This is a genomic window from Nocardia sp. CC227C (assembly GCF_030767025.1).
Taxonomy (GTDB): Bacteria; Actinomycetota; Actinomycetes; order Mycobacteriales; family Mycobacteriaceae; genus Nocardia.
Genome location: NZ_JASITE010000010.1, coordinates 166,423 through 190,664, shown reverse-complemented (window position 1 = coordinate 190,664; position 24,242 = coordinate 166,423). Strand labels below are relative to the sequence as shown.

Here is a 24,242-nt window from a genome sequence, read left to right as displayed (position 1 = left end):
GCCGGGACGAATACCGCGCCCACACAACAGCACTGACCGACGAACCACGGTCCGTGCGCCCGGCACCGGGTGCTCCCTGCCCCCCGGAGGTCCCCCATGGACTACACCCTGTCGGAATTGCTGGCGATGGCCGCCCACTCCGAACCCGGTACCCCCTTCACCGTCGACCAGGCCCACGAAGCCATGCGCATCCACCGCGAATGCGCCGTCTACCACTGCCCGCGCAAGACCGCCGCCTTCGAAGCCCTGATCGAGGCCGGTCGCATCGTCCCCGACTCCTCCCGGAGGTACTGATGTCCGCGTACCTGCTCCTCGCCCTCGCATCCGTACTCCTCTTCAGCGCAGGCTATGTCGCGGGCCGCCGCCCCGCCCGCCGCCGCCCGCCGGGCCGCCACCGCCACGACCCAACCCGATCCAACCAACTGCACGTGGCCCAGCTTCTGGCCACCGCGATGGTCATGTAAACCCCGTCCTACCAGGCACTTTCAAGAAGTTTAGATTCGGAGTTGACTTCCGATAACCCTCAAATGGATCGTTGCACCAAATAAATAAGACGGTGTCTCACATGGATGTAGTAATTCCGATCGTGTCGAGATCGGTTGTGGTGGATGATGTTCGGTCGTGGTGGATGCGTTGTCGCAGCAACTGGTGCCGGGTGAGCTGTGGGAGCTGGCCGAGCCGCTGCTGCCGAAGTTCGAGCCCGCAAGCAGGGCGGTGGTGTCGCGCCGACCGACCAGCGGGCGGTGTTCACCGCCGTGGTGTACGTGCTGACCAGCGGTGGTGCGTGGCGGATGCTGCCGCCGTCGTTCGGGGTCACCGTGCCGACGGCGCATCGCCGGTTCACGGTATGGACGAAAGCCGGAGTATGGCGGCGGCTGTATCGTGCGGTGCTGGACGAGCTGGGCAGCCGAGGACTGATCGACTGGTCCAGGGCAGTGGTCGACGCGGCCAGCGTCCGGGCGAAAGGGGGCGATCTGACCGGCCCGAACCCGACCGACCGTGGCAAGTCCGGCTCGAAGATCCATGTGCTGTCCGATCAGGCCGGAATTCCACTGTCGGTGGCGGTTTCGGCCGCCAACGTCCACGACTCGCAGGCACTGCGGCCGCTGGTGAAAGCGATCCTGGCGGTGTGTTCCCGGCGCGGTCCGCGGCGGTGTCGGCCGGGCAAGCTGCACGCCGACAAAGCCTACGACCAGCCCTAGTTGCGGATGTGGGTACGCCGCCGCGGCATGGCAGTCCGTATCGCCCGCAAGGGAATCGAGTCCGCGGAACGGTTGGGCCGCCACCGATGAGTGATCGAGAGAACGGTGTCGTGGCTGACCGGCTACCACCGCCTCAATATCCGCTACGACCGCAAGGGAACTCACTATCTGAGCTTCCTGACGCTGACAGCGGCGCTCACCTGCTTCAAGAAGCTGACGAAGGCGAAAGCCGCCATGTGAGACACCGTCTTAAATATGTGCATGCCGATCGGGGATGAAGCGTTCAGAAGAAGCGAGCAAGGCAGATGAGGCGAAGTTATCGGAACGACTACAGGGATGCAGTAAAGCGAATTGAGAAACGTGCTGAGTTGTGACTTCTGTTGCCTGGCCGAAACGCTGGACAACGTTCTAAGGTTCTGGCTGAGAAGCGAAAACTCAATCAACCAGAAAGAAAGGATGTTGGCTAGCCGGGTTAAGTGATTGGCAACCAAACAGATGGGTCAGTTTATCGAGCAGCAACTATCGGGAAATGATGCTCTGGATAATATCGGCCCGATTGAAGATGGAACGAATCATGGTCGTGGGCAGCAAATTCGCAACCAATTGAATCATCCGAGTGTAAAGATACCACTGGGATCTACTATCAGGATTGAGATTCTTCGATGGTGAGTGAGCGTAGAATATCACGTTTCAATTCTGTATAGCCACCGACCTGGATCAACTGGATGGAGGACAATCAACGACGAGCGGCTGCCCTGGGGATATACTGTCGGATATCGTGTCCCAGGTCAGACGGACTGGATTGCTCGTACGGCTATAGCAAACTGATCACAGAAAGAAGTTGAACTACTAAGTGATGCGTGAACGGTACCTAGTTGATGCGATTGTCGAGAACATATTGTCCGAGATCCCTTCGAATTCGGATGTGGTCAGGGCTATTTTAACTGGGGCTGGAAGCACCTTTGGACTAGATATCAAGGTATATGGTGCTGAGGGTATCAAACTGGTCTTAGATTATCCTATCGGTGTTCCCTTGGAAGTGGCGGAGTTGCGAGACTTAATGGCCGTGACCGGCATGGGTTCGTGGTTCACTTTCTCCTTGACGATACGTCGGGATGGTGATGTGCATACGGAGTTCGACTATGAGAAGCCTGAAGAGTCAGCGTTGTACTGGCTGGATTTGGCGGGTGATCTGAAGCGTCATCCTCGCGATAAACCGCCTCGATGGATGCTTGATGCGATTGAGAAACAGCTTGACGAATGAATCGCTGTTGCAGACTTAACGAGATTGGCTGACGGATCTAATTTTCTGCCACCGAAAGTCGACGGATCATTGACAATATTTGAGCGATGGGTGGGCTAGATGGCGAGAATAGATGAAACCCAGCGGCTTATTGGTCGTATTGTTGAAGAAATTCTGCGGCAGGCTCCCGACGGCTGGTCGAGAATGGATTTCTCGTTTGTCGCAGCTGGCAACATGCTGCGGTATGAACTGGAGTTGGACACTGACGCCGTTCCCAATATTGATCCGCCCGGCCTAATCAAAGAATTGCGACACTCGATGTTCGTTGCCGGTAGGGGTACTTGGTACACTATGTGGCTGGCTATTGAATCCAATGGATCAGTTAGCGCCTCGTTCGACTTCGAGAATAGACCCCCCGGAGGTCTCATTGGGTCAGCCCTAGAAGATGATCTTCGTCTTTATCCACGTGAAGTCGTTCCGGATTGGGTCCGTGAAGACCTTGAAGCGTCGCGTGCATTAACTGGATCTGACGAAAGGTCTACTCCGTTGTTTCCAGGTTCCTGGCGTAGCTTTTCCCGGGCCGTCAATGCTTCAAGTTCGCCTTTCGATGATCCTATTGATAGGTTCACTATTGAGAAAGAGGCTGGAAAGTTTGTGCCGGATGACACTGAGATGAGATATCTTAAGCTTACGTATGTGTATTCCAGTGCGGTAGAACCTATGCAGTCATATATCGAAATAGACGGCGAAGGCTATGAGAACCGCAGAGTGAATGTATTCCCCGATGGCCGGGTAGAGAATGCCAGTCTCTACGAAGAGGGTGAGTTTACTTCTTTGTCGGATACTAGGTATTCAGAACTTGGTAAAAGTGTTGATGGTCAGTATATGGTTGAGGAGGTAACTCCACAACAGTTTCAAGCCGAGTGGCTGGTGGCGGAGGCATAGTTCATTGTCCGCACGGTCACCACACTGCCCTCAGTATGGAGCTTACGTAGCTGCTTAAGTGGCCCGCGAAAACGAGCTGATTGGTGCGATCGTCGAGAGCATATTATCCGAGACCCCGTCGAATTCGGAAGTGGTTAGTGCGATTCTTGGATAGTTCTGGCGATCCTGCTATCGTGTATCAGCGCCTTATAGCAGAAATCATCGATCATGTGCGTGCGAAAGCTCCACATGATTGGCGTCAGATTGATTTGATATATATTGCGGTTGGTCGTTCTATCGAGATGAAGATCGGTGTCGATACTGCGGAAGGTCCAATACCTGGCATCGGCGGTCCAATAGGTATTCCGCGTGCGGTGGACGAGCTACGTGATCTAATACTCCAGCCGGACTTCGTGATCGATGATGCTGCTGGTCAGGGTGCCGGAAGTGGGGCGGCCACCGCGTGATCATGTTGTGTTTGTGTGGGACACAACTGAATTGGGGGTGGCCGCGCCCGACAGCGTAGCCGCTGACCGGTGGCGGCAACAGCTCGACGAGTTCACCGGCCGGATCGGGCCGCGGTTCGCCAGGGTCGAGACTCGCCGGACCGCCACGAGGATGCTGACCGGGATGATCTCGGAGTTGCCGACCAAGAACTGCTGGACACTTGCCGAATACGCTGGCGATCGGTCGCCGGACGCGATGCAGCACCTGCTGTCGTCCGCGGTCATCGACGATGACGGACTGCGAGAGGACCTGCGCGACTATGTGATCGAGCATGTGGGTGAGGTCGACGCGACGCTCGTGGTCGACGAAACCGGTGACGTCAAGAAGGGCAGCCATACCGTCGGGGTCCAACGTCAATACACCGGCACAGCCGGCCGGATCGAAAACAGTCAGGTCGCTGTCTACCTCACCTATGCCACGGCCGCCGGGCACGCCTTCCTCGACAACGCCCTCTACCTGCCGAGATCGTGGACCACCGACCCGGCTCGCTGCCAGGGAGCCGGTGTACCGGCCGACGTGGTTTTCGCGACCAAACCCGCTCTGGCGAAACGGATGATCATCGGCGCTCTCGACGCCGGCGTCCCCGCACGGTGGGTGACCGGTGACGAGGTCTACGGCAGCGACCCGCAACTGCGCGCGGAGCTCGAATCACGCAGTGCTGGTTATGTTTTCGCCGTTGCTCGTGATCACCGCCTCACCACGGCGACCGGCCGCGTCCGCGCCGACATCCTCGCGAAAGGGCTGCCGAAGCGAGCGTGGCAGCAACTCTCGGCCGGTGACGGCGCCAAAGGACCCCGCGTCTACGACTGGGCCTGGATAGAGACCGGCGCCGATGACGACAAGGCCCGTCCAGGACATCGCTGGCTGGTCATCCGCCGCAACCAGCGCACCGGGGAACTGGCCTACTACCGCTGCTGGAACACCGAACCGGTGCCGCTGGCCCGGCTGGTGAAAGTGGCCGGTCGCCGCTGGTCGACAGAGGAGAATTTCCAAACCGCCAAGACCCTGACCGGGCTCGACCAGCACCAGGTGCGATGCTGGCGCTCGTGGCACCGCTGGACCCTGCTGGCCATCCTCGCCCACGCCTTCCTCACCGTCGCGGCCATCACCGCCCGCGACGACACCCACCGCACCGAACTGATTGCATTGACCCGCAACGAAATCCGGCATCTGTTCACCACACTGGTTCTCACACCGGTCCGCGCCGCCAGCCACCGGACACACTGGTCACACTGGCGACGCCGACATCAATACCGCGCCCGACGCAGCCACTACCAGCGACGATCCCGACTCACACCATGATCACGAAGTCCGGCTGGAGTACTAGCGGAAGACTCGACCGTAGATGCGCCTGCCTCTACTCCAAACGAACCGACTGGCCCTCAGCCCACTACACCCCCGACAACCTTGCTAGATATCCCAGAAACGACCGGTCGGAACGAAGGAGATTCCTGGGACGGGACCATGCTCGACGGCCGAGCCGTCAAGTACACCATCCCGGAGGGAAACGGCAACAACACCGTCGATCTCGAAATCATGAATCCGGATGGAACGGTAGACCGTTGGCGAATCGCGCGCAACGCACAGGGAGGCTTACAGCATTGGCATGACGATGCTGATGGGAACTCTTCGTACGCAGTGAAGCTGACAGCGGATTCGGACTGGAGTTTCCAAACATTCCTACCAGGAACATCGACATCTGGTCTACCCAGCCGGGTCTCGGGTGCTACTACGGACTTGAGCAAGACCTACCAGCCTGAATTCGACGAGCAAGGGCGCTATATCGGGGTCAGTATCGGCGACTTGAAACCCGGCGGGCTATACGACAACCAGTTCCACGACCTATACAACAACGTCTCCTTCAATCGAACGGTAGTGGCGTCGATGGTCGACTGGAGAGTTCGTTGGTAGGTGAAGTCGACAGCTCTGGTCACGGATGGCGATTGGATGAGCGAGGTCGGCGTTGGGAAGTATATGTCGACGACAACGGAAATCCAGCGCATCGGCGTTTCGACCCGGCGACAAGGGGATGGAGCTTCATCTACCTAGACGGGATGAACCTCAAGGATGAGTCGTTCGATTCTTCTGGGAAGCTGCTCAATTCTATCACGCTAGACCCAGAAGGCACGGAACTGGAATCGTTGGACCGTATAGGTGGGCTGCTTATCAAGGGCACCCGCGGCACCGACGGAAAACTCTCCTACAGGTTCAAGGATGAGAGTGACAACCGTCGTGGAACAATGGTCAATCTACCCGCAGGTGGTATGCGCCTGTACTACGACGACTACGAGACTGTCGAATTTAGTAGAGATGGGACAGAGGTCAAGCGGTACAACAGACTTGGTGACCGGTCCTTCAATCAGTGGATCTCACACGAGTTCAAAATGTCGGTGCTCCGTGCAGCGGTGGGACTACTCGAAGGCGCGAGCGGCTTGATCGGAACAAATGACGTGATCAATATGGCCGGACAGGCTATGGGTTACAACCCACATCTGGCGACACGACAGGAAGTGCTCGATAGCTTCGAACAGGCAAGTAACAGCCTGCTTCAGGCCGGTGCCGAACACGCTGCGATCGTCGCGAGCGAACTTGCCGTCTATCGAGCGGGTGGACAAAGTCTCAGTGATGTCTTTGAGAACAGCATGCCGAGCCTTCTTAACGTGCTGAACGAGGAATCCAAATTCTTCCTCGGCACCGACTGGAGCGGAATAGGAGACAACCCCGGCGCGATCCTTGGTAGCGTCACCATTGGCTTCGCGTCCCTATACATACCGGTTAAAGGGCCGCGAATCATCAAGGGTGCGCTTGAATCCGAAGCTAATGTATTTGCGGAGTACGGAGTTCACGGTTCGCGGAGTGGTAAGGCCATCTCGTACTTCGAAGGGGAAGCACTAGGTTCTCTCTCAACTCGATCGCCCGTCCTGTATGGAGTGAATAGGAAATCTATCGATGCTGTCGGGCATACCGATTCCATGGCAAAGGCCACACCATCACCGTACGAAGGTACCGCTCCAACTGTGGAGAGTATTCGACTTGGGACCGTTCGGATGGAGGAGCACCCGAGCTTTGCTGCCGTGCAAGCGCATCTTGAGAAGATTGGCTACCCACTCAGGGTTGAAAGCTATTGGGGGCGTCCGCCTCGAGTCGCGCGTTCAGCGATTGTTGATGCACAGGGCAACGTAATTGGGTACGAACAGTATATTCGAGGAATCAGTGGTATGCGTTTCCTTGATCTCGAACATGAGTTTGGTCATGTGGACCAAATGCTGTATCGTTTTAGAAATAATCCTCCCATTCACGATCGAATCAAGAGAGTTCCTGGAAAGCCGGACAGTTCAGTCCCACATAAACCCGATGATTACACGGGACGTCAAGACAAGATAGCAGAGTTTCATATTCGATTGAAAGAGTATCTGTGGTTGGCTCAGAGAGGTGCATCGAGGGAGGTTCTCGATCAACAGGCCGATTTGGTGACCGACGGTTGAGTGATGTATCGAAAAGTCGTGTACGCCCCAGGTTCGAAGGCGAAGCTAGACAAAGCCTGGGCGGAAGAGTATTTTCCGGATATCGAATTTCTCATATTCATGTACGAACGAAGTGGTCGCACATTAAGGGGTGGCAGGTGAAGGTTCCCAATCAGTGGGATTTCTTAGTGTATGCAGAGTCGTTGCCATGGGCAGTCGCGTTCGAGAATTCCGAGTTATTGCAAGGGGGGTATGTAGTTGGATTGAATTCGCGTATTGAGATTCGGTTTGTATCTGACGTTTCTTGCGTAGCTCCTCCGTGGGATAATCCGGACATTGTCGATGATTCAATTGCCTCCGCGGCGGATGCTCGTGTTTGGGCCTTGCGGACATCTGAATATTCAGTAACTCCGAACGATGTGTTGCATGGTAGTGAGGAAGTAGTTCCACTCCTACATGGAGAATCGAGCGACCCGGATGCTGATCCACAAAATGGTGTCGTTTGGTATGTGAGTGAGGAAGAGTGGGGGTGTTTGGCATCCGAGCTTGAAGATTTAGTTTGTAATACCAGCCCGCTCGGTGAATTCGTCAATTTTTCAGATCTATCAGAAACCAATCTCTCGCACTTCATAGTAGAACGATTTCTTGCTTCTAGTCTATTGTCGAGCCACACCGTTGATGTCCTTCGGCGAGCGGGATACGAAAAGTAGTGCTAGTTTTCCGCAATGTGATACTGTCCGCTTATCTGGCGAATTGTTGAATATCCTAGAATGGAACCCCGACGATTGGTCGAAGATGGAGTTCGGTAACTAATCGTCGTGGTCGGATTGCATCCACCAACTTGCCTACCGGCTTGTAGGGGATAAGATAGAAATGAATCCTTGAATTTGAATGGAATTGGCTATGTCTGAACGTATAGAGTTCTCTGACATCGAAAGCTGTCTAGTCGATTTCCTGACCGATCAGCTTGCGGCCCTGCCCGATACCGCGCAGGTGGTCACGACAGTGCCCGACCCGAAGCCCGCCCGTATGGTGCGGGTTGCCCGGAACGACCGCAAGCCTCGGCTGGACGTCGAGGACAGGGAGGGCCGTCGTGGCGCTCACTTGATCCTCGATCGTCCTCGGGTGGTCTTCGAGTGCACCGATGACGCCGGTGGTGCGGCCGAGCTGGCCGCGCTGGTGCGCGGGATGGTGAATGCCGCCGCACCCGGGTACATCGGTCCCGCGTGGTGTGACCACATCGAGGATGCCGGCCTGGAAAACGACACCGACCCGGTGACTGCCGCTCCGCGGTACACGCTTGTCACCGACTTGATCGTGCGAGGAAGAGTCCTCGCGTGACTCCCCCGGCGACGCGGGAGTAATAACTGAATATCCATCCCTAGGGCCTGCGCAAATCCCAAGGGAGACAACACAATGGCTATGCCCTCCAGCAAGTTCATCGGCGCCGGCACCCCGAATATCGCTGTTACCGGTGGTGTCCTGGTCGCCCCGCTGGCTTCCACGCTGCCGACCTCCGCGGACGGTGCTATCGATGCCGCGTTCAAGGCGCTCGGCTATGTGTCCGAGGACGGTATCGAGTCGATGGGTGAGCGGCGGATCGAGTCCGTGAAGGACTGGAACGCCGACATCATCACTGCTCTTCGGCACAGGCTACTTCGAGGGCCGCCGCGCCGCCCGTCACCGCCAGCCGGGCCGCCACCGCTACGACCCCAGCCGATCCAGCCAACTGCATCTGGCCCGGCTTCTACTGGTACTGAAACCACCGCGATGCTCCTGTAAACCGCCGTCCTACCAGGCACTTTCAAGAATCTTCAGATTCGGTGTTGACTTCCGATCATGCTTAGGTGAAGATAGGTGCAGCGCCAGAGCTGCGCCCAAATCCCGGAATCTCCGGACACTCCCGCGGCAGGAACCTCAATCCTCCGAACGGAACTCCCGAACCAAAGCCTTCGCCACGTGCGACGCCCTCAGGGTTCCAGTTCTCGGATTGACCACCGCTGCAACGAATCTCATCGTCAGCGGTCACGTCGCGCGCTCTGACCCGAGCCCTCGATCCCACCTTCGGGATCGGGGGCTCGGTCATTGAAACACCCCTCTCCACACCAACGAGGAGCACCCATGGTTCTCGGCCTGTCCATCAATGAATGGATCACCATCGGCATGCTGATCGCCCAGCTGATCGCCGCCGTAGCCCCACTGATCCCGTAACCCGCCGGGCCCCTGCTTTCCAGAGCGGCACCGGGCCCCGCAGCACTTGTCGAAAGGAAACACCATGCGACTCAACAGGGTTCCCGAACCGGCTCTGGTGCGCTCCATCCTCGTAGCCGTCTCCGGCGTAGCCGCCTACCTCCTGGGCCGCCAACTGAACACCGACTGGATCGAAGCCGCCCTCACCCTCTACGGCCTGCTCACGCCGGTCATAGCCGGGGCGGTGATCAGACCGGCCGTCACCCCGGTAATCCGGACGGACGGTGAGAGCTGAATGCAGTCATGGCTGAACCCGGAACTGGTACAGGCCATCGGAGTAGCGGTCGCGACGGTCATCGGCGCGGTAACCGCCTGGCAGGCACGAGAAGTCGCGAAACTCCGTGAACGCGTCGCCGCCCTGGAAGACCAGGCCGCCAGCGACCATCTCCGCTTCCGCGACGCCATCCGCCTGATCCGAGCCCTCCAACGTCACATCGACGAGCTGCTCACCTTCCTGCGCCTGCACGTCCCCGGCCAGGAACCACCCCGGGCGAAGTATCAGATCCCCGCCACCCTCGAAGAAGAAATCTGACGCCCCAGATGTGACGCCTTCGCGTCCAATTCCCATGCGGCAGGCCCCCGAAACCCTTCCACAGGTTACCGAGCGGGTTCAGAGCCCGCCGCATGCCCGCCCCCAGCGCGCCGCGTCTCCCGCAGGTGGTCCGCGGTAGCAGACGCCCGCCGCAGCGCAGGGGCGTAAATGGTCCCGCCCCCGGAATGTCCCCTCAACTCCGGGGGCGGGACCCCACACCTTGCGATTCCGAGCCCGAGCCGGCTCGCGATCCGTCATGCCCAGACCCGGAAGGCCCCGAATTCTCATGTCCGACAAGGAAATCATCGAGTCAGTCCACTTCGGCACCCAGCCCCCGCCGCAGTCGAACTACATGAAAACCGACACCGGCCAACTGGTCACCCCAGAATTCCTGTCCTTCCTCCAACAAACCCTCACCGGCAAGCTCGCCGAACACAAGCCCGACGCCGATCTCGACCCCCAGGTCCGCGCTCTGGCCGAAGAGCTCTCGGTCATCCACCTCCCGGAATGGCACAGCGAGGTAGGCCGAAAACTGGCCGACCCCACCGTAACCAGCATCAAACAAGCCACCCGAGTAGCCGAATACCTCGTCAAACGCGGCGTCCGAGTCCACCCCGAACTCGAAGAAATCCGCTGGACCCCCACCCCCGGCGGCCCACCCGGAGCCTTCGACACCGGCATGCACATCACCAAGGACATCCATGGCAACTGGCCCACCCCCGACCCCGAGTCCTACTACGACCTGGAACAAATCCAGGTCAAACAAACCGACGACGGCCTCTGGTGCGCCACCCACCCCCGCGGCCTGGCCACCGAAGCCCCCACCAAGACCGACGCCTACGCGGGCATGCTCGAGCAGCTGCGCCAGCGCATCGAAGCGGCACGCGAGGTCGGCAAGGAGCGGTCGTGACCGCCCTGGAAGGCGATCAGTGGTGGCGACGGGACTGGCTGGGGTCGCTGAACCCCGCAGGCGTCGGTAGCGCCGGGAACTCACCGCAGGCCGCTTCTGCTGGTGAGGGAAGAATCTTCAGCTATTCGGTGACCTCGGCAGCAGCGGCTGCGGAACTCTATTCGCGCATTCGCCGAGCCGATGACTTGCTGAACGGTGCGACGACGTCAGCGGAATCCGTTCCCGATGTGGTTCTACCCGGATCAGCCTTCGTCGTCGATGTCGACGCTGGATCGGAGCTCGACGAGCGCGGCTTCCGAATACCGCAAGAAGGAACAGTACCGAATCCGGGGCAGGCGGTTCCTCCCGAGGACCAACAGCTTCCAACACCGCAACCACAGCCCAACCCGCCCCAGCAGCCGGTCCCGGACTCGACTGTCAGCGATGACCGGCAGCAACCGGGCCAGACCGCCCCCGGGGTGGATGTCGAAAAGTTGGATGGCTATGTCGCGCCGGAGACCTTGGAGTTGGTGCCGGTCCTGCGGCCGTTCTACAACGCGGACGGGACGTTGAAGTCGCGTGAGCAGTTGGCCGCGGAGGGGTTGATCCGTGACGTCATGGATCTTCCCAGCGCGTTGACCGCCGATGAGCCTGGTCCGGTGCCGTTGTCGGGTGGGGGAACGGTCGATATCGAGGTGACCGGTACGGCGACCGAGGAGGAGACCAAGTACACGGTCGATCTGTCCAACGGTGACCATCATGAATGGACTCGTGAGGGTGGCCTGCGACCGAGACTTGTCGATGGCAACACCGTTCCGGTTTATGACCCGAACACGGTCGGGTTGATCCCCACCACCCCGACTCTCCCGTCGTTCTACAGCGGGATCGGGCCGGATGGGGAGCGGGTTGTCGTCCCGGTTCCGGTCCGTCCCCGGCGCCTTGTTCTGCCCAGTGATCCGAACGTCGCTGAGATTGTCCGTATCCGCTATACCGACGGCACCTATGGTCTCGCGGCGATGGATTTCCTGGGGCGGTATCTGTATTCGGTCGATGAGAACTGGAACAGGATCGAGCCCACCGAATCCGACCCGTTCATGGACAAGAGCATGTTCGAGAACACGGTCTCCTTCGGTGCCGGCCTGTTGCGCCCGATCGTCGACAGCGTCAAAGACACTGCCGCGTTGTTCGGAATCGGTGGCCCAGGAGCCGCGGAAGCCTGGCAAGACAGTATCGGCGGTCTCGGATCTCTCGTCGGGCTCGGTCCAGCGGGCGGTCCGGGGTTCGTGGATTCGTGGAAGGCGGTCGGGAAAGACTTTCTGGGTTGGGACGAGTGGGCGCGAGGCGATTGGTCCTATGCGTTGGGAATCGTCGTCTCGAACGTCGGCACGACGATTGGTACCGGTGGCGCGGCGTTGGTCCCGAGAATCAACAAGGCCGTCAACAGCATCCCGGACATCGATGCCCCGACGACCAAGAACCAAGCACCGGACACCGTTGTCGAGAACCCGGACCGTACGCGCACCGATCCAACTCCAGGCCAACAGGAGGTCGGCGAAGCCGCCCAGCCGAAGGAACAGAAACCCCAGCCCGAGGCCGAACCTATAAACAACGAGCCCACACCTGGGACCGGAAACATCCATCGCAGCCCAGATGTCGGCCCGATTGATCCATCACCGGATCGGGCAACGGACGCAACGAATACGCAACCGAGTTCACCCAGCGCAGGTGCAGAAGCGCCCGTTCTATCAGGCCCAGTGAATGGAATTGGTGAGATCTCGCCGGAGTCAAACATTCCCAATGGGATCACCGAACCTCGGGGGAAAGGCGGCCTCACCAACGCAATAGCGCAATACCACTACCGGCCCGACCCGCTAGTCAACGCATCGACTCGTCGCCGAGAGCCGGACAAGGTCGATCGCAATGCAGAGACGCCCAATCGGCATGCTGATTCAGAAGCGGTACCGCAGAAGAGGCGAGATGCGACGCACTCCCCTCAGTCAGGCGATCTAGCGCCTGAAACAGTTGTCGAAGCAGAGACAACCGTCGTCGCGCGAGCAGGTAGCGGTGGGTCTGGTGGGCGTTCATTTGGGAGCAGTACGAGTGGTACTGGTTCAGGGACAGGATCGCGAAGAGCGCGGACCTCCAGTAGCGTCGGGACACCCGCGACAGCGCGAACGAGTTCGAGCGGTGGCATAGACCGCCCCAGTGCAGGTAAAGATCGTACATCTACTCGGTGGCGAGTGAAGTCGCAGTCCAATGAAGGTGACAACCATAGATCCTCCCGACGACCAGTCATGAACCCTGATGGAAGTTGGACGATATTCATTGAAAGAAAACCGAGTTGGAGCAAGAAAGACTTTCGACGGAAGGTTGAAATTCTAAAACGAGAAGCCGACAAGGGGAACCTCGTCCGTAAGCCGGATAGTCTTCAAACACGTAACGGAACACCTCAAACAGCCGCTCGCAAGAGATTCAGAGATCATATCAACAAAGAGTACCGTGCCGCTGTCGAAAAGGTGAACGAGCGCTACGATAGCAGGATGAAGGTGATAAAAGACCGTGTGCAACGTGATAAACTTACTCACGCGGCACAATGGCTGAAAGCGGAGGCGAAATGGGCGAGAGATCGGAAACTGGACAGGCTCAGAACCAAACAGATGGATCATTACATCGAACTGCAGTTGTTTGGAAAGGATGAAAAAGGGAATCTCGGGCCCGTTGAAGACATTAGTAACCACGGATTAGGACTTCAGATTAGAGATCAGCTAGGTAGTGTGAAGGACTATTCGATTGTCAGGATTGAGGTCTTGAAGTGGTGAGTCCACTTTATTCTGAAGTTGCCGAAAAGGTTCAAATAATCCGCGATATTCTGAGCGACGATGATGCTCTCTATTCGCTTGCAGAATTTCCGCCAGGAATCGACTTGAACGCTTCCATGGCTCTTGCGTCTTATCGTGAGGCGTTCGCATTGCCCGATAGATCAGATGAAGTGGCAGACATAAACCTGGACAACCTGAATCTGCCTGTGGGTCTGGTCGAGCTCTACCAAATTTCGGATAGCCCCATGGCCGGCGGGATCGAATTCTACAGTGAAAGCCAGTTAACAAAAGGATCTGTACTCGATGCTGAAGGGATTCCATGCTCCATACAGGAGCATTGGCTTCGGTTTGCCCTGGTCGCCAATGACAACTTTCTCGTAAGTCTCACGGACGGCCGTGTCATGTACTCCGACCACTCTGCATGGAGATATGGCAGTACTAACAGTTCGAGAATTGTTTCGTCGGATGTTTTGAGCTTTGTAAATGAATATATGCTTGGTCCCAAGTATCTTGAGTTTGAACCCACGCATGGACTTGAAGAGGTTTATGGGTGGTACCGATTCCTGCGTGAGCATAGCCTTGTCTAGCGAAATGATCGGAGTTTTGTATTCATGCCAACCAACGAGAAATATTACAAGGCATGGATGGGTGGAGGAGGATGTTTCGCCATGCCGCTCGCGGAGTGGAGAGAAGAAGCCAGTGCGCTAGAAGATTCCTACCCAACGATAGATTCACTACCATTCCAGGTATCCTATCTGTATACATCTGTGATGCAGCATGAATTGGATCTGTTCTCCCGGGTACATCTGCATTCTGGCGACGAGGAAGAGAAGATTCCAGCTGTTCTAATAGGAGCCGTTCCGGATGATCAAGATGTCCTGTTTCTCTTCGATCTGAAGGCCGGTACGGTCATAAATATTGACCTGCAAGAGCCAATCCCTGAAGTCGTAAACTCAAGTTTGCGGCAGTTTGCTCTATTCCTATATGAGTTGTCTCTTTATTTTAGCGTCGATGAAGGGGAGTCGCATTGTGCTGAACGAGCTGCTAGTTTGCGTCGACGCCTGCGAGAAATCGATCCGCAGGCATTCACTGATCCGGATTCATGGTGGTCGATAGCCCTGGGTGTACTTGAATAGTGAATTTATGACGTGTTCGGCATAGCCTGTACTCAAGCGTTATAGGTCCGGAAGGCCAATGATAACGGAATATAGACTCTATGATGCGGAATGGAATGAGATTTCAGATTTCCGGCTAAAGCTGTACAATCCAAGGAGGATGACTAGACCGGGACAAGTGAGGACGATTCCGAGAAATCCGGTGTACCCGTCACCGCCGCCGTGAGGTCGACTGGCTGGAACATTCGTGCGGCTGAGGGATTTCATGAGAGGGCTTACATGAACGACTTATCTCTGGACGATCAGAAGGAAATCGATATAGCTATCGCTAATGCGACTCTCGCCTGCGTCGGCGATGGGGAATCGATCGTCGACGTTGCGATTGGTATAGGTGAGGGTCGAGTGACAACTCATGTTGAAACCGATCGCCGTACTCTGATTATTCCGTCTGACGATTTATGTGCTGCGGCTAGCGCTTTAGCCGAATTGCATGATCGGAATGGCACGAACTTGACTGACGCAAACTACAGATTTCAACTTACGATCTCGGGCCGATGGCAGATGGTTGCAAATTTTAGCTATTGAGCTGCATCTTGGTTTGGAATCGCTTAAATAGCGCATTTGTGAACTGTTCGTCAGGGCTGCCGAACCAGGGTCCGCTCCAGGACTCGGAAGGTTGCCAAATTCCGGAATAAACCTCTTCTAGTAGGATTTCCAGTAACTCGGTGAAACTAGATGCGCAAATAAAGTGTATTTCGTCGTCGATTCCGAAATTTATTATCTGACCTCGTTTTCCGTGCGGCCCTGGATCGAGATCGAGGCCCACGTACTGCCTGTCTATAGGATCGGCCCACAGTGGAATCCAGCCAGGTGAAGTGAATAGCGGCTTTATGATGCCCTCCGCTCCTGGGAAGACGCCTCCAAACTTGTTGACCCGCTCGAGATCTTCTGGATAGTCCCAGTAGGTTGACCAGTGAGACCAAGCTTCTTGGATATGTTTCGTCGACAAAAAATTTAGAGTCGGAATGCAGGGTACGCCATGGTCGCCCGCTGGTGTGATTACGGATAACTGGCCATTGTGCCGTTTGAGTACATCTTTGACATCATCGGGAAGTGCTTGTCCGAGGGCTTCCTCAAGGATGTCCAGCTCGGTCGCGGTAGCCGGAGGCGACAAGTTATCGTAGGCCATCGGGGCATTGTTACGAAGCCACGACACATATAATTCGAATAGATCTACCGCCTGCATGCTTGCATGCTAGCAGAACTTGAGAAGTTAAGCGTGCTGAGATCGGTCGGGAGTTGGTTCCTGCTACAGTTTGATGGGAATAGGTATGATTGAAAAAATACTGTTTGACAATATCGAGGATTGCCTCCTTAATTTCTTGGCCAGTCAGCTCTCAGATGTATCCGATCCTGCGGAGGTGGTCACGACAGTGCCCGACCCGAAGCCCGCCCGTATGGTGCGGGTTGCCCGGAACGACCGCAAGCCTCGGCTGGACGTCGAGGACAGGGAGGGCCGTCGTGGCGCTCACTTGATCCTCGATCGTCCTCGGGTGGTCTTCGAGTGCACCGATGACGCCGGTGGTGCGGCCGAGCTGGCCGCGCTGGTGCGCGGGATGGTGAATGCCGCCGCACCCGGGTACATCGGTACCGCGTGGTGTGACCACATCGAGGATGCCGGCCTGGAAAACGACACCGACCCGGTGACTGCCGCTCCGCGGTACACGCTTGTCACCGACTTGATCGTGCGAGGAAGAGTCCTCGCGTGACTCCCCCGGCGACGCGGGAGTAATAACTGAATATCCATCCCTAGGGCCTGCGCAAATCCCAAGGGAGACAACACAATGGCTATGCCCTCCAGCAAGTTCATCGGCGCCGGCACCCCGAATATCGCTGTTACCGGTGGTGTCCTGGTCGCCCCGCTGGCTTCCACGCTGCCGACCTCCGCGGACGGTGCTATCGATGCCGCGTTCAAGGCGCTCGGCTATGTGTCCGAGGACGGTATCGAGTCGATGGGTGAGCGGCGGATCGAGTCCGTGAAGGACTGGAACGCCGACATCATCGCCCAGCTGCAGACCGAGCACTCGGTGCGTTTCGGTCTGACCCTGTACGCGGCCTGGGATCAGGACGTGCTGCGTGAGGTCTTCGGCGAGGACAATGTCACGCCGACCGAGGCTACCGCCACCTCCGGTGCGCTGTACACCGTGACGGAGAACGGCGCTCCGCTGAAGCACCGCGCTTGGGTCTTCGACATGGCGAACGAAGAGAAGAAGCTGCGTATCGTCCTGCCGAACGCCAAGATCACCTCGGTTACCGAGAAGAAGTTCGTTTCGACCGAACTGGCCGGCTTCATGATCACCGTCGAGGCGTTCAAGGACGACAGCGGCATCAAGGCGTACCGCTACCTGAACGACGGCAACAAGCTCGCCGCCTGATCCCGACGGTTTCCACCGTCACCTATCCCTGAGTTCGAACCCCGCGGGGTCGAACCATATCTGAGGACGGCCCATGCCGTCCGACAAGCCCCCAACGGCGGCGGGATTCCATCCTATGCGCAGGCCCGCCCGTCGCCGTTGGGCCTTCTCATATCAACGCCTGCGCATGCACAACAACCACTCGAAAGGGTCTGCGTAACAATGACTTCTCCGAAAGCCCCCATCACCATCGCACAGCCGATCAAGGTGAAGGACGACTTCTTCTACCGCGTGAACGGCGTCGAGATCCAGCTGCCGTCGCTGTCCTACCTCAAGCCGGGCGTGGTCCGCCGGATTCGGCGACTCAGCGATGTGGACGCGATGTACACCCTGCTGGAGATGAGCCTCTCGCCCGAAGCGCTGGCGGCACTGGACGATATGGATCCGGACGCCTACCACGAAATGCTGGAGGCCTGGCGCGCGCACTCGGGGATCAGCCTGGGGGAATTCTGAGCCTCGATGCTCTTCTCGAAGAGTATTGCGAGGCAATCGAATACGACCTGATCAGGCTCGGCTTGCGGCTGCGCCGGCTCGGCGGTGACGAGCTGAGCTGGCGCGACCTCAAGGCCGTCGTGACATTCCAGCCGCCCGACTCGGCGCTGATGCGGACCATGCACCCGGAAACCTCTCGGTGGCAGCTGGATCAGCAGCTGATGGCGGAGATGGCCGACTGCCTGCGGTGGCTGATGTGGTCCAAGAGCGACGACGCCCGCCACGGGCGAAACCGGCCCGCGCGGATTCCACGGCCCGGCGTCGAATCCGATCGAGAACGGGTCGGCACGGCCATGAGCATCGACCGGATCAACGAGTTCCTCGGCTGGAGCGAGTAGTCCTCGCCGGTGGCCGGGTGCGGGCGCAATCGGCCCAGAAAGTGAATGCAATTGTGGACAAGCAACGCCCACCGGCAATGACACTGCCGGACATTCTTGCGATGACAACCAGCGGGCAGCCCGCCCCCGGGAAGCGGATCACGCTGCCCAGCGGCGCGGTGTGGGAAGGAGGGCCCACGGCGGGAACCTCACTCATCACCCTGCCCGATGAGGACCCGATCCTGGTCTCGGACAACGGGTCCGGGGCACCCAACGCACTGGTCGGCCGTTCCGGCCCGTTCGGTGCCCTGGCCCGCGCGTTCGAGGAAGTACTCGGGCACGTTCCGAACTTCGTCACCGACCGGGTGGCCGCCGAGACGCGAAATCTCCTGCGCGGGCTACCCGCACCCGAGGAGGGGGAGACCGAAACCAGGATCATCAAGTTCAGCTCCAAGGCCACTCTGATCAACCCCGCCAAGAAGCGCGGCGGCTCCGGCGGGGACGAGGTAGTCGAGCAGCATGATCAGGATCCGGACGAGACACCGATCCGCCGTGCACGCGGCGGCCTGGTGCACCGGCCGGGCGACTTCATCAGCGGCCTGATCCCCGGATTGGGTCCCTCCACCGCCGACGATGTGTCGCTGCGCGCGTCCCGTGGCGAGTACGTGGTCAATGCCGAGGCGACGGCGAACACGCTGTCGCTGCTGGACGCGATCAATGCGGGCTGGGTGCCGTCGGCGCAGTTCCTGACCGGGATGTTGGAGGGCTTCAGCTCACCGATGCCCGAAACCGTCGCTACGACACCGACTCTCGAACAATGGCGCGGCCTGCTCGGCCAAGGCGTGATCGCGGACATGCTCGGCAATGCCGGTGCGGCCGCGGTGAACGCCGCGGGCTGGGCCGGATCGGCGCTGGGTTCCGCACTCGCCCCGCTCTTCCAGCCCGGCGGCCCGCTGAGCGCCCAGGCGCAGAACACCGCCAACCCTCCGGTGCAGACTCCGCCGAGTTCGACCGCTCCGGGGTCGCCACTGCCACTGACCGCCTCGATGCAGGCCAAGCCGTCCGGGATGCTCGGAGCGCTGGCGGGCCTCGGAGTGCCCGGCATCGGCAACGGAACCACGGGCAATGGGATCACCGAGCTGGGTGCGCTGTCGAGCGCGTTGAGTTCCGGAATCGCCGGAGCCGCAGCGGAAGCCGGGAGCCGGGTCGGCGCTGCGCTGGGGGCGGTCATCGCACCGGCGCTGGGTCCCTCCGGGCAGCTGGTGCCGGAGATCGGCGAACAGCTCGGGCGGCTGATCGGCTCGCAGTTCGGCGGTGAGCTCACCGCGTCGATGAGTCTGCGAACCGAGATCCCCGGACAGCCGGGCACCGGAGCTGGCGGCGGTGCGGGTGCGACGACCAGCCCGGATGGAACGCCCACCGTAGGGTCCGGAGCGGGATCGCCTACCTCAGGCGGCGGCAGCATCGTGGGCGGTGCGGGCCCAGCGGCCGCTAGCGGTGTCTATGACGCGGCGGGGGAGGGCTCCCGCTGGGTGTACCTGCCGAGCGATCCGGAGAAGGGGCTGACCGGCGGGTGGGCGTACGTGACGCCGACCGACTCGGGTGTGCGCACCGCCGCGCCTCCGGCTGGGACTCAGATCGAGTCCATGATGCCGGACAAGGACGGCGTCGCTCCGCCCATGGTGGATTCTCTCGGAAGCGTCGATTGGTTCGGCGCGCTCACCGAGAACGGCCCGAAATCCCTCGCCCTCGAGTCGCATCCGTACAACCAGTACGAAGGAAATTTCAAAGACCTGCTGCAACTGGCATCGGAGAAGGTCGGCGGCGATCTCGGAACCCTGCTCACACCGATTCTGGGAGCGAATGCTCCTGACGCACTGGGCAAGCTCGCAGCGGTGCTCACCGCGCCGATCGGTCAGGCATACGCCGACGCCGATCCGAATGGCGACTGGACCAACACGATCGGCTACTGGCTCAGCCAGGCCACCGGGATTCCGTGGAGTCCAACGGGACAACAAGGTTCCGGGGGAGTGCCGCAGCCATCCATCCCAGAGCAGATCGGCCTCAACGCCCTGTCGTCCGGCATCCAAGGCCTCCAACAGGGCGGCCTGCTACGCGGCCTCACGGGAGCGATCTCCAGCGCGGTCTCGTCCGCGGGCAGCCTGATCGGCAGCGCGGCGGGCACCCTCATCGCACCCTTCCTGGGCCCGGCCGCCCCACTCGGCCCGGTCATCGGCCAGATGCTGGGTTCGATGGTCGGCGGCGTGATCGGCGATCAACTCACCCGCCCCATCGAGTGGGCCGGTTACGCGGTGAAAGAGCTGGTCGGCACCGGTTTCGGTCTTACCGATCTGGCGGAAGGACCGGGCGGGCACACCGCCCGCGTCGATATCTACAACTTCAACGGCACAGACCCCAAGAGCGCGTCCATCGCGGTGGAGCGGGTTCGCCGGCGCCGGGCTCTGGCGCAGCAACGCGGAGGAGGTTTCGGGCGATGACCCACCAACTTTTGGAAACCCACGGCACCAAGGTCGTGCTGTGGGACGTCAACGGCCGGGTGTGGCATCTGTCCGGCACCAATTCCGGCCGCGAGGGTGTGCGGCTGTCACAGCAGGCGGGATACATGTTCGCGCCGGTGCAGCTGCTCGTCTCGGAGGGTGCGCGCCAGGACGGCGCGACCTTCATTCGCTCGGTGCGCTCCAAGAAGGAATGGGATTTCCTGGTCGTCGTCTCCGGAGGAGCGAAAAGCGCTGAGGTGGACCCGATTCGGAACTTCCACGCCGTGCACGACGCGTGGTTCCGAGGATGGTCGACGGACAAGCCGGTGACGGTCGGGTACTACACGCGGCATCAGGGCTGGCGCTTCCAGCAGGCTCAGTTGGACTCTGCTCCCGAACCTGTCGGTGATGTGGATCCGGCCAGAAACGCGGTGGCCGTGTACAAGATGTCGGCCACCGCCATGGATCCGTTGGAGCGCCATTTCGACGAGAACGCCGTCTGGACGAACACTTCCGGCCTCAACGAGGGCATCGTGCGTTTGCGCAATGCCGCCGATCAGCCGACGTGGCCGAGGTACACGATGAACGGCCCCGGTCGGTGGTCGATCCTGGATCCGGTCGACGGCGATCTGGTGCGCATGGTGCAGACACCGACGCTGCAGGAAGGCGAGACACTGCGGATCGACACGCATCCACGACACCGGACCGCTCGCTTGTATGAGAAGGGAGCTTCGCAGGGCCGTAACGTGTGGGCGCAACTCGCGGGCCGCCGCTGGTTGCAGTCCATGGCACCCTGGACCGCCACCGACATCACCGTGCGCGTGGAGGGCGGTACGACCGCATCCAGCATCATCGCCACGGTCACCCCTCGTTCCTCGAGGCCGTTCTGATGAGCGCCGGGGCTTGGGATCCGCACGCTGAAGCGCGGCGGATGGATGAATCGTTCCGGGTGGACCAGGAGCATGCGCGCAACCCGGATGTGCTCGTGCGCTACTGGGACAAGGATATGCGCGAGGTGGGCGAGGAGCACAGCTACCTGTCGCTCGAGTTCACCTATCCGCGTAACTCGGCGGGCGGCCTGAAAATGATCTGCCCGCGCGACATGCTGCACTTCGACCATCTGTTCAACAACGAGGACGGAGAAGACGCGACGATCCCGATCACCGTCAACACCAGGGGATTCCGTTGGGACGGATACATTACCAAGGCGTCGATCGTCCGTGATGACAATGGTGTCGAGACAGTCGATATCGAAGCAATCCACGCCTGGAACCACGTCGCCACAATCTGTTGTTGGGCATCGCCGTTCGCGCCGGTCCTGGCGCAGTTTCCGCGTCACCACATCCTGTTCGGGCCGGTGCGGTCGCTGGTCACCACGTACCTGACGATGAACCTGATGAGATTGCAGGGCGACGCGATCTTCCCGATCACGGTGGTACCGGTGGATCCATTGCGTGACACCAGTCGGTGGAGTGCGGCTTCTGCGCGATTCGACATGGCGGACAAGCTCTTTGCGCCCATGCTCGAAGACTCCGGCGTCATGCTCACCGCCCGGTTCTTCCTGCCGGGCGAAGACGAGCAGCCCGCGCCGGAATGGTTCTACCTCGAGAAGCCGACGGTGGTGCTGGAGACCGTCGACAAATCCGGCGTCACAGGCAGTACCGGCACGCTGTTGGACGGAATCCAATCGTGGATCGAGGAATTCGCCGATGACGGTACGACTCCGGTTCGCTATCCCAAATTCGACTCCACCACCGAGTACGAAGCGATCTACGGGCAGCCGGGCAAATTCGGCACCGTGCGGAACTTCCCCTGGGTGTGGTACTTCGAAGGTGAGTACTCCGGGATCGGGCAGTCCGAGGTAGCGCTGCACAAGCCGACAGCCACCGACATCATCATCGGCGGTCGTTCACCCGGCTGGGTGAACGCGGGCATCGAGGTTGTGATCAAGGGCCTGCTCTCGCTGGTCGGTTTGGACTTCCTCTACCGCGGTCAGCTCAACGACGTATTCCTCGCTTGGATGGTCTATCGGGACGCGGAGCGGGTACGACGCGCGGGTCCCTACGCGTTCCGCGAGCTGTACATCACCGGCAGTGACAAGGCGTTCAATCTGGACGGGCTGGTCGCGGCGCGTCAGGGCCTGCACCTGACCCGCGGATACACCAGCCATCGCGTGACGATCGAGGATAACGCGCCCTATCTGCTCGGCAGAGACTTCGGGCTCGGTGACCAGATCGGCTTCGCCATGGGGCAGCACGTGTTCACCGATTACGTCACCGAACTGACATTCGTCGACAACCGGGAAACCCCGGCCGTCTGGCAGATCACGGTCGGTGACGGCGCCGATGAAGAGGACTCGATCGTCAAGGCATGGCAGCGCCTCGGCCGAGTCGCTTCCGCCATCAAGGATCTGTCGACCGATGTCGGCGCCGACCTCGATCTGCTCATCTTCTAACTTCCCTGGAAGGAAATACTATGGCGGACATCAGTTTTCCCGCCCATCTAACCGTGGAGCGGGAGCTCGACATCGACGGGCTGCCGATTCTGACCGCGCAGGTCGCGGTGTCCGATGACGTCGCGGCGCTGCCGCTTCCGAAAGGCCCCACCGGTGAGCCGGGCAAGCGCGGCCGCCCTCGGACGACATTTCGGAAAATGGGCGAGATCGCCAATGCGGCGGCCAGGCCGACCGGACTGGCTGCCGAAGACCGCGGCAAGTGGTGGCACCGTCTCGATGACAACGGCATGGACGTCTGGACGGGCGTGAGCTGGCAGCACTCGCCAGCGGCTGTCGGGCCGAAGGGTGAGGTAGCGGAGCCGAACACGATCATCGGCACCACCACGAACCGCCGTGCCGATCTGACCGTCCCGGCCGTCGAATTCGTCGGTCCGGGCGCCCAGCAGCGACTCGAGGTCACCGTGCCTGCGGGGTTCCGCGGTCCGCAGGGACCCGCGGGTGAATCGGGGCCGATCTCGAGCGCGCCCGATTTCGACCAGGCGAACGGGCCCATCGATGGCGGGGTATTCGCCTACCAGCGCAGCAGCGGAAAGTTCCGTGCCGCGCCGCCACCGCTCGGTGTCGGGCCGTGGTCGTGGTACGGGACGGACTTCATCGACGACACCGAGGACTCGGTGCCCCGAATCATCGTGGGCACCTTCACAATCCCCGCCCAGGACTTCGTGTGGCGGCCGGTTGTCCATGGTCACCTCCGGTACCGGACACCAGACACCTCGGGCACGGTCGGCGCTTGGTCCTCGGTCCGACTGCACACTGCGGGAGGCGTCATCGTCGCCGCATCCAGCACGACCGCCGGTGGTTGGACGTACATGCCGCTGCGTCCGTCGTATCGCGAAGGCGACGGCACCAAGACCCTGTCGCCGACCTCGACCTTCGCCACCGTCCCCGCCGGGCAGGCGGCCAACCTCGTGGTGTCGATCGAGCGCCACGGCAGCAGCGGCAAGATCGCGTTCGACAACCACCGAGCCTCGCTGGTCGTCGACGCTCAACCGATCGGATGA

General features: G+C 59.9%; 26 protein-coding genes and 1 pseudogene. 26 read left to right on the top strand and 1 reads right to left on the bottom strand.

What is annotated here, in order from left to right:
• The first annotated feature begins 96 nt into the window (after positions 1–96).
• The 18 genes and pseudogenes from QMO76_RS21570 to QMO76_RS21485 all read left to right on the top strand — a co-directional run bounded on the left by QMO76_RS21570 (position 97) and on the right by QMO76_RS21485 (position 14,966).
• Positions 97–294 (top strand): hypothetical protein, encoded by a 198-nt coding sequence (locus QMO76_RS21570; protein ID WP_306363124.1) that lies wholly within the window; start codon positions 97–99, stop codon positions 292–294.
• Between the two features lie 327 nt (positions 295–621).
• Positions 622–1,289 (top strand): annotated as a pseudogene (locus tag QMO76_RS21565) (IS5 family transposase); the annotation flags it as partial.
• 18 nt (positions 1,290–1,307) lie between these two features.
• Positions 1,308–1,442: a hypothetical protein gene (locus QMO76_RS21560; RefSeq protein WP_306363123.1), complete on the top strand. Its 135-nt coding sequence runs from the start codon at positions 1,308–1,310 to the stop codon at positions 1,440–1,442.
• Positions 1,443–2,058: 616 nt separating this feature from the next.
• Positions 2,059–2,466, top strand: a complete 408-nt coding sequence (locus QMO76_RS21555; RefSeq protein ID WP_306363122.1) for a hypothetical protein — start codon at positions 2,059–2,061, stop codon at positions 2,464–2,466.
• Positions 2,467–2,565: 99 nt separating this feature from the next.
• A complete protein-coding gene (locus QMO76_RS21550) occupies positions 2,566–3,390 on the top strand; it encodes a hypothetical protein (protein WP_306363121.1) in 825 nt (274 codons plus the stop codon).
• Positions 3,391–3,563: 173 nt separating this feature from the next.
• Positions 3,564–3,836 (top strand): hypothetical protein, encoded by a 273-nt coding sequence (locus QMO76_RS21545; RefSeq protein ID WP_306363120.1) that lies wholly within the window; start codon positions 3,564–3,566, stop codon positions 3,834–3,836.
• Positions 3,790–5,178, top strand: a complete 1,389-nt coding sequence (locus QMO76_RS21540; protein WP_306363119.1) for an IS701 family transposase — start codon at positions 3,790–3,792, stop codon at positions 5,176–5,178. The genes QMO76_RS21545 and QMO76_RS21540 overlap by 47 nt, the downstream gene beginning before the upstream one ends.
• A gap of 162 nt (positions 5,179–5,340) precedes the next feature.
• Positions 5,341–5,787, top strand: a complete 447-nt coding sequence (locus tag QMO76_RS21535; RefSeq protein WP_306363118.1) for a hypothetical protein — start codon at positions 5,341–5,343, stop codon at positions 5,785–5,787.
• Positions 5,788–5,930: 143 nt separating this feature from the next.
• Positions 5,931–7,361 carry a hypothetical protein gene (locus QMO76_RS21530; RefSeq protein ID WP_306363117.1) on the top strand — a complete coding sequence of 477 codons (1,431 nt, stop codon included), beginning with the start codon at positions 5,931–5,933 and terminating at the stop codon, positions 7,359–7,361.
• A gap of 137 nt (positions 7,362–7,498) precedes the next feature.
• Complete coding sequence (locus QMO76_RS21525) at positions 7,499–8,050, top strand: hypothetical protein (protein WP_306363116.1); 552 nt, start codon at positions 7,499–7,501, stop codon at positions 8,048–8,050.
• Between the two features lie 193 nt (positions 8,051–8,243).
• Entirely contained in the window at positions 8,244–8,681 is a 438-nt protein-coding gene (locus QMO76_RS21520; protein ID WP_306363115.1) for a hypothetical protein, read from the top strand.
• A 75-nt stretch (positions 8,682–8,756) separates the two neighbouring features.
• Positions 8,757–9,122 carry a hypothetical protein gene (locus QMO76_RS21515; protein ID WP_306363114.1) on the top strand — a complete coding sequence of 122 codons (366 nt, stop codon included), beginning with the start codon at positions 8,757–8,759 and terminating at the stop codon, positions 9,120–9,122.
• Positions 9,123–9,615: 493 nt separating this feature from the next.
• Positions 9,616–9,825 carry a hypothetical protein gene (locus QMO76_RS21510; RefSeq protein ID WP_306363113.1) on the top strand — a complete coding sequence of 70 codons (210 nt, stop codon included), beginning with the start codon at positions 9,616–9,618 and terminating at the stop codon, positions 9,823–9,825.
• Positions 9,826–10,122: a hypothetical protein gene (locus QMO76_RS21505; protein ID WP_143983727.1), complete on the top strand. Its 297-nt coding sequence runs from the start codon at positions 9,826–9,828 to the stop codon at positions 10,120–10,122.
• A gap of 286 nt (positions 10,123–10,408) precedes the next feature.
• Positions 10,409–11,032 (top strand): hypothetical protein, encoded by a 624-nt coding sequence (locus QMO76_RS21500; protein WP_306363112.1) that lies wholly within the window; start codon positions 10,409–10,411, stop codon positions 11,030–11,032.
• Positions 11,029–13,830 carry a hypothetical protein gene (locus QMO76_RS21495; protein WP_306363111.1) on the top strand — a complete coding sequence of 934 codons (2,802 nt, stop codon included), beginning with the start codon at positions 11,029–11,031 and terminating at the stop codon, positions 13,828–13,830. Before QMO76_RS21500 ends, QMO76_RS21495 begins: the two co-directional genes overlap by 4 nt.
• Positions 13,824–14,417, top strand: a complete 594-nt coding sequence (locus tag QMO76_RS21490) for a hypothetical protein (protein WP_306363110.1) — start codon at positions 13,824–13,826, stop codon at positions 14,415–14,417. Before QMO76_RS21495 ends, QMO76_RS21490 begins: the two co-directional genes overlap by 7 nt.
• A 24-nt stretch (positions 14,418–14,441) precedes the next feature.
• The gene (locus QMO76_RS21485; protein WP_306363109.1) at positions 14,442–14,966 is read left to right on the top strand and encodes an SUKH-4 family immunity protein; all 525 of its coding nucleotides are present in this window, start codon (positions 14,442–14,444) and stop codon (positions 14,964–14,966) included.
• Between the two features lie 553 nt (positions 14,967–15,519).
• Here the strand turns inward: QMO76_RS21485 and QMO76_RS21480 are convergent.
• Complete coding sequence (locus QMO76_RS21480; protein WP_306363108.1) at positions 15,520–16,134, bottom strand: SMI1/KNR4 family protein; 615 nt, start codon at positions 16,132–16,134, stop codon at positions 15,520–15,522.
• Between the two features lie 142 nt (positions 16,135–16,276).
• Here QMO76_RS21480 and QMO76_RS21475 point away from each other — a divergent pair, with 142 nt between their 5' ends.
• The 8 genes from QMO76_RS21475 (at position 16,277) to QMO76_RS21440 (ending at position 24,242) form a co-directional block, all read left to right on the top strand.
• Positions 16,277–16,714, top strand: a complete 438-nt coding sequence (locus QMO76_RS21475) for a hypothetical protein (RefSeq protein ID WP_306363107.1) — start codon at positions 16,277–16,279, stop codon at positions 16,712–16,714.
• Positions 16,715–16,789: 75 nt separating this feature from the next.
• Positions 16,790–17,380, top strand: coding sequence for a hypothetical protein (locus QMO76_RS21470; protein ID WP_306363106.1), 591 nt, complete (start codon positions 16,790–16,792; stop codon positions 17,378–17,380).
• A gap of 201 nt (positions 17,381–17,581) precedes the next feature.
• Positions 17,582–17,872 (top strand): hypothetical protein, encoded by a 291-nt coding sequence (locus QMO76_RS21465; protein WP_282777287.1) that lies wholly within the window; start codon positions 17,582–17,584, stop codon positions 17,870–17,872.
• 62 nt (positions 17,873–17,934) lie between these two features.
• The gene (locus tag QMO76_RS21460) at positions 17,935–18,249 is read left to right on the top strand and encodes a DUF5361 domain-containing protein (RefSeq protein ID WP_306363105.1); all 315 of its coding nucleotides are present in this window, start codon (positions 17,935–17,937) and stop codon (positions 18,247–18,249) included.
• Between the two features lie 101 nt (positions 18,250–18,350).
• A complete protein-coding gene (locus QMO76_RS21455) occupies positions 18,351–20,726 on the top strand; it encodes a hypothetical protein (RefSeq protein ID WP_306363104.1) in 2,376 nt (791 codons plus the stop codon).
• A complete protein-coding gene (locus QMO76_RS21450; RefSeq protein WP_306363103.1) occupies positions 20,723–21,616 on the top strand; it encodes a phage tail protein in 894 nt (297 codons plus the stop codon). The genes QMO76_RS21455 and QMO76_RS21450 overlap by 4 nt, the downstream gene beginning before the upstream one ends.
• The gene (locus QMO76_RS21445; protein WP_306363215.1) at positions 21,616–23,181 is read left to right on the top strand and encodes a phage tail protein; all 1,566 of its coding nucleotides are present in this window, start codon (positions 21,616–21,618) and stop codon (positions 23,179–23,181) included. Before QMO76_RS21450 ends, QMO76_RS21445 begins: the two co-directional genes overlap by 1 nt.
• A complete protein-coding gene (locus QMO76_RS21440; protein WP_306363102.1) occupies positions 23,097–24,242 on the top strand; it encodes a hypothetical protein in 1,146 nt (381 codons plus the stop codon). The genes QMO76_RS21445 and QMO76_RS21440 overlap by 85 nt, the downstream gene beginning before the upstream one ends.

Excerpts from the sequence above, each read along its gene's own strand:
- QMO76_RS21570 (WP_306363124.1), top strand. The coding sequence starts at position 97 with ATGGACTACACCCTGTCGGAATTGCTGGCGATGGCCGCCCACTCCGAA.
- QMO76_RS21555 (WP_306363122.1), top strand. The coding sequence starts at position 2,059 with ATGCGTGAACGGTACCTAGTTGATGCGATTGTCGAGAACATATTGTCC.
- QMO76_RS21550 (WP_306363121.1), top strand. The coding sequence starts at position 2,566 with ATGGCGAGAATAGATGAAACCCAGCGGCTTATTGGTCGTATTGTTGAA.
- QMO76_RS21540 (WP_306363119.1), top strand. The coding sequence starts at position 3,790 with ATGATGCTGCTGGTCAGGGTGCCGGAAGTGGGGCGGCCACCGCGTGAT.
- QMO76_RS21535 (WP_306363118.1), top strand. The coding sequence starts at position 5,341 with ATGCTCGACGGCCGAGCCGTCAAGTACACCATCCCGGAGGGAAACGGC.
- QMO76_RS21530 (WP_306363117.1), top strand. The coding sequence starts at position 5,931 with ATGAACCTCAAGGATGAGTCGTTCGATTCTTCTGGGAAGCTGCTCAAT.
- QMO76_RS21520 (WP_306363115.1), top strand. The coding sequence starts at position 8,244 with ATGTCTGAACGTATAGAGTTCTCTGACATCGAAAGCTGTCTAGTCGAT.
- QMO76_RS21515 (WP_306363114.1), top strand. The coding sequence starts at position 8,757 with ATGGCTATGCCCTCCAGCAAGTTCATCGGCGCCGGCACCCCGAATATC.
- QMO76_RS21510 (WP_306363113.1), top strand. The coding sequence starts at position 9,616 with ATGCGACTCAACAGGGTTCCCGAACCGGCTCTGGTGCGCTCCATCCTC.
- QMO76_RS21505 (WP_143983727.1), top strand. The coding sequence starts at position 9,826 with ATGCAGTCATGGCTGAACCCGGAACTGGTACAGGCCATCGGAGTAGCG.
- QMO76_RS21500 (WP_306363112.1), top strand. The coding sequence starts at position 10,409 with ATGTCCGACAAGGAAATCATCGAGTCAGTCCACTTCGGCACCCAGCCC.
- QMO76_RS21485 (WP_306363109.1), top strand. The coding sequence starts at position 14,442 with ATGCCAACCAACGAGAAATATTACAAGGCATGGATGGGTGGAGGAGGA.
- QMO76_RS21480 (WP_306363108.1), bottom strand. The coding sequence starts at position 16,134 with ATGGCCTACGATAACTTGTCGCCTCCGGCTACCGCGACCGAGCTGGAC.
- QMO76_RS21475 (WP_306363107.1), top strand. The coding sequence starts at position 16,277 with ATGATTGAAAAAATACTGTTTGACAATATCGAGGATTGCCTCCTTAAT.
- QMO76_RS21470 (WP_306363106.1), top strand. The coding sequence starts at position 16,790 with ATGGCTATGCCCTCCAGCAAGTTCATCGGCGCCGGCACCCCGAATATC.
- QMO76_RS21465 (WP_282777287.1), top strand. The coding sequence starts at position 17,582 with ATGACTTCTCCGAAAGCCCCCATCACCATCGCACAGCCGATCAAGGTG.
- QMO76_RS21455 (WP_306363104.1), top strand. The coding sequence starts at position 18,351 with ATGACAACCAGCGGGCAGCCCGCCCCCGGGAAGCGGATCACGCTGCCC.
- QMO76_RS21450 (WP_306363103.1), top strand. The coding sequence starts at position 20,723 with ATGACCCACCAACTTTTGGAAACCCACGGCACCAAGGTCGTGCTGTGG.
- QMO76_RS21445 (WP_306363215.1), top strand. The coding sequence starts at position 21,616 with ATGAGCGCCGGGGCTTGGGATCCGCACGCTGAAGCGCGGCGGATGGAT.
- QMO76_RS21440 (WP_306363102.1), top strand. The coding sequence starts at position 23,097 with ATGGCAGCGCCTCGGCCGAGTCGCTTCCGCCATCAAGGATCTGTCGAC.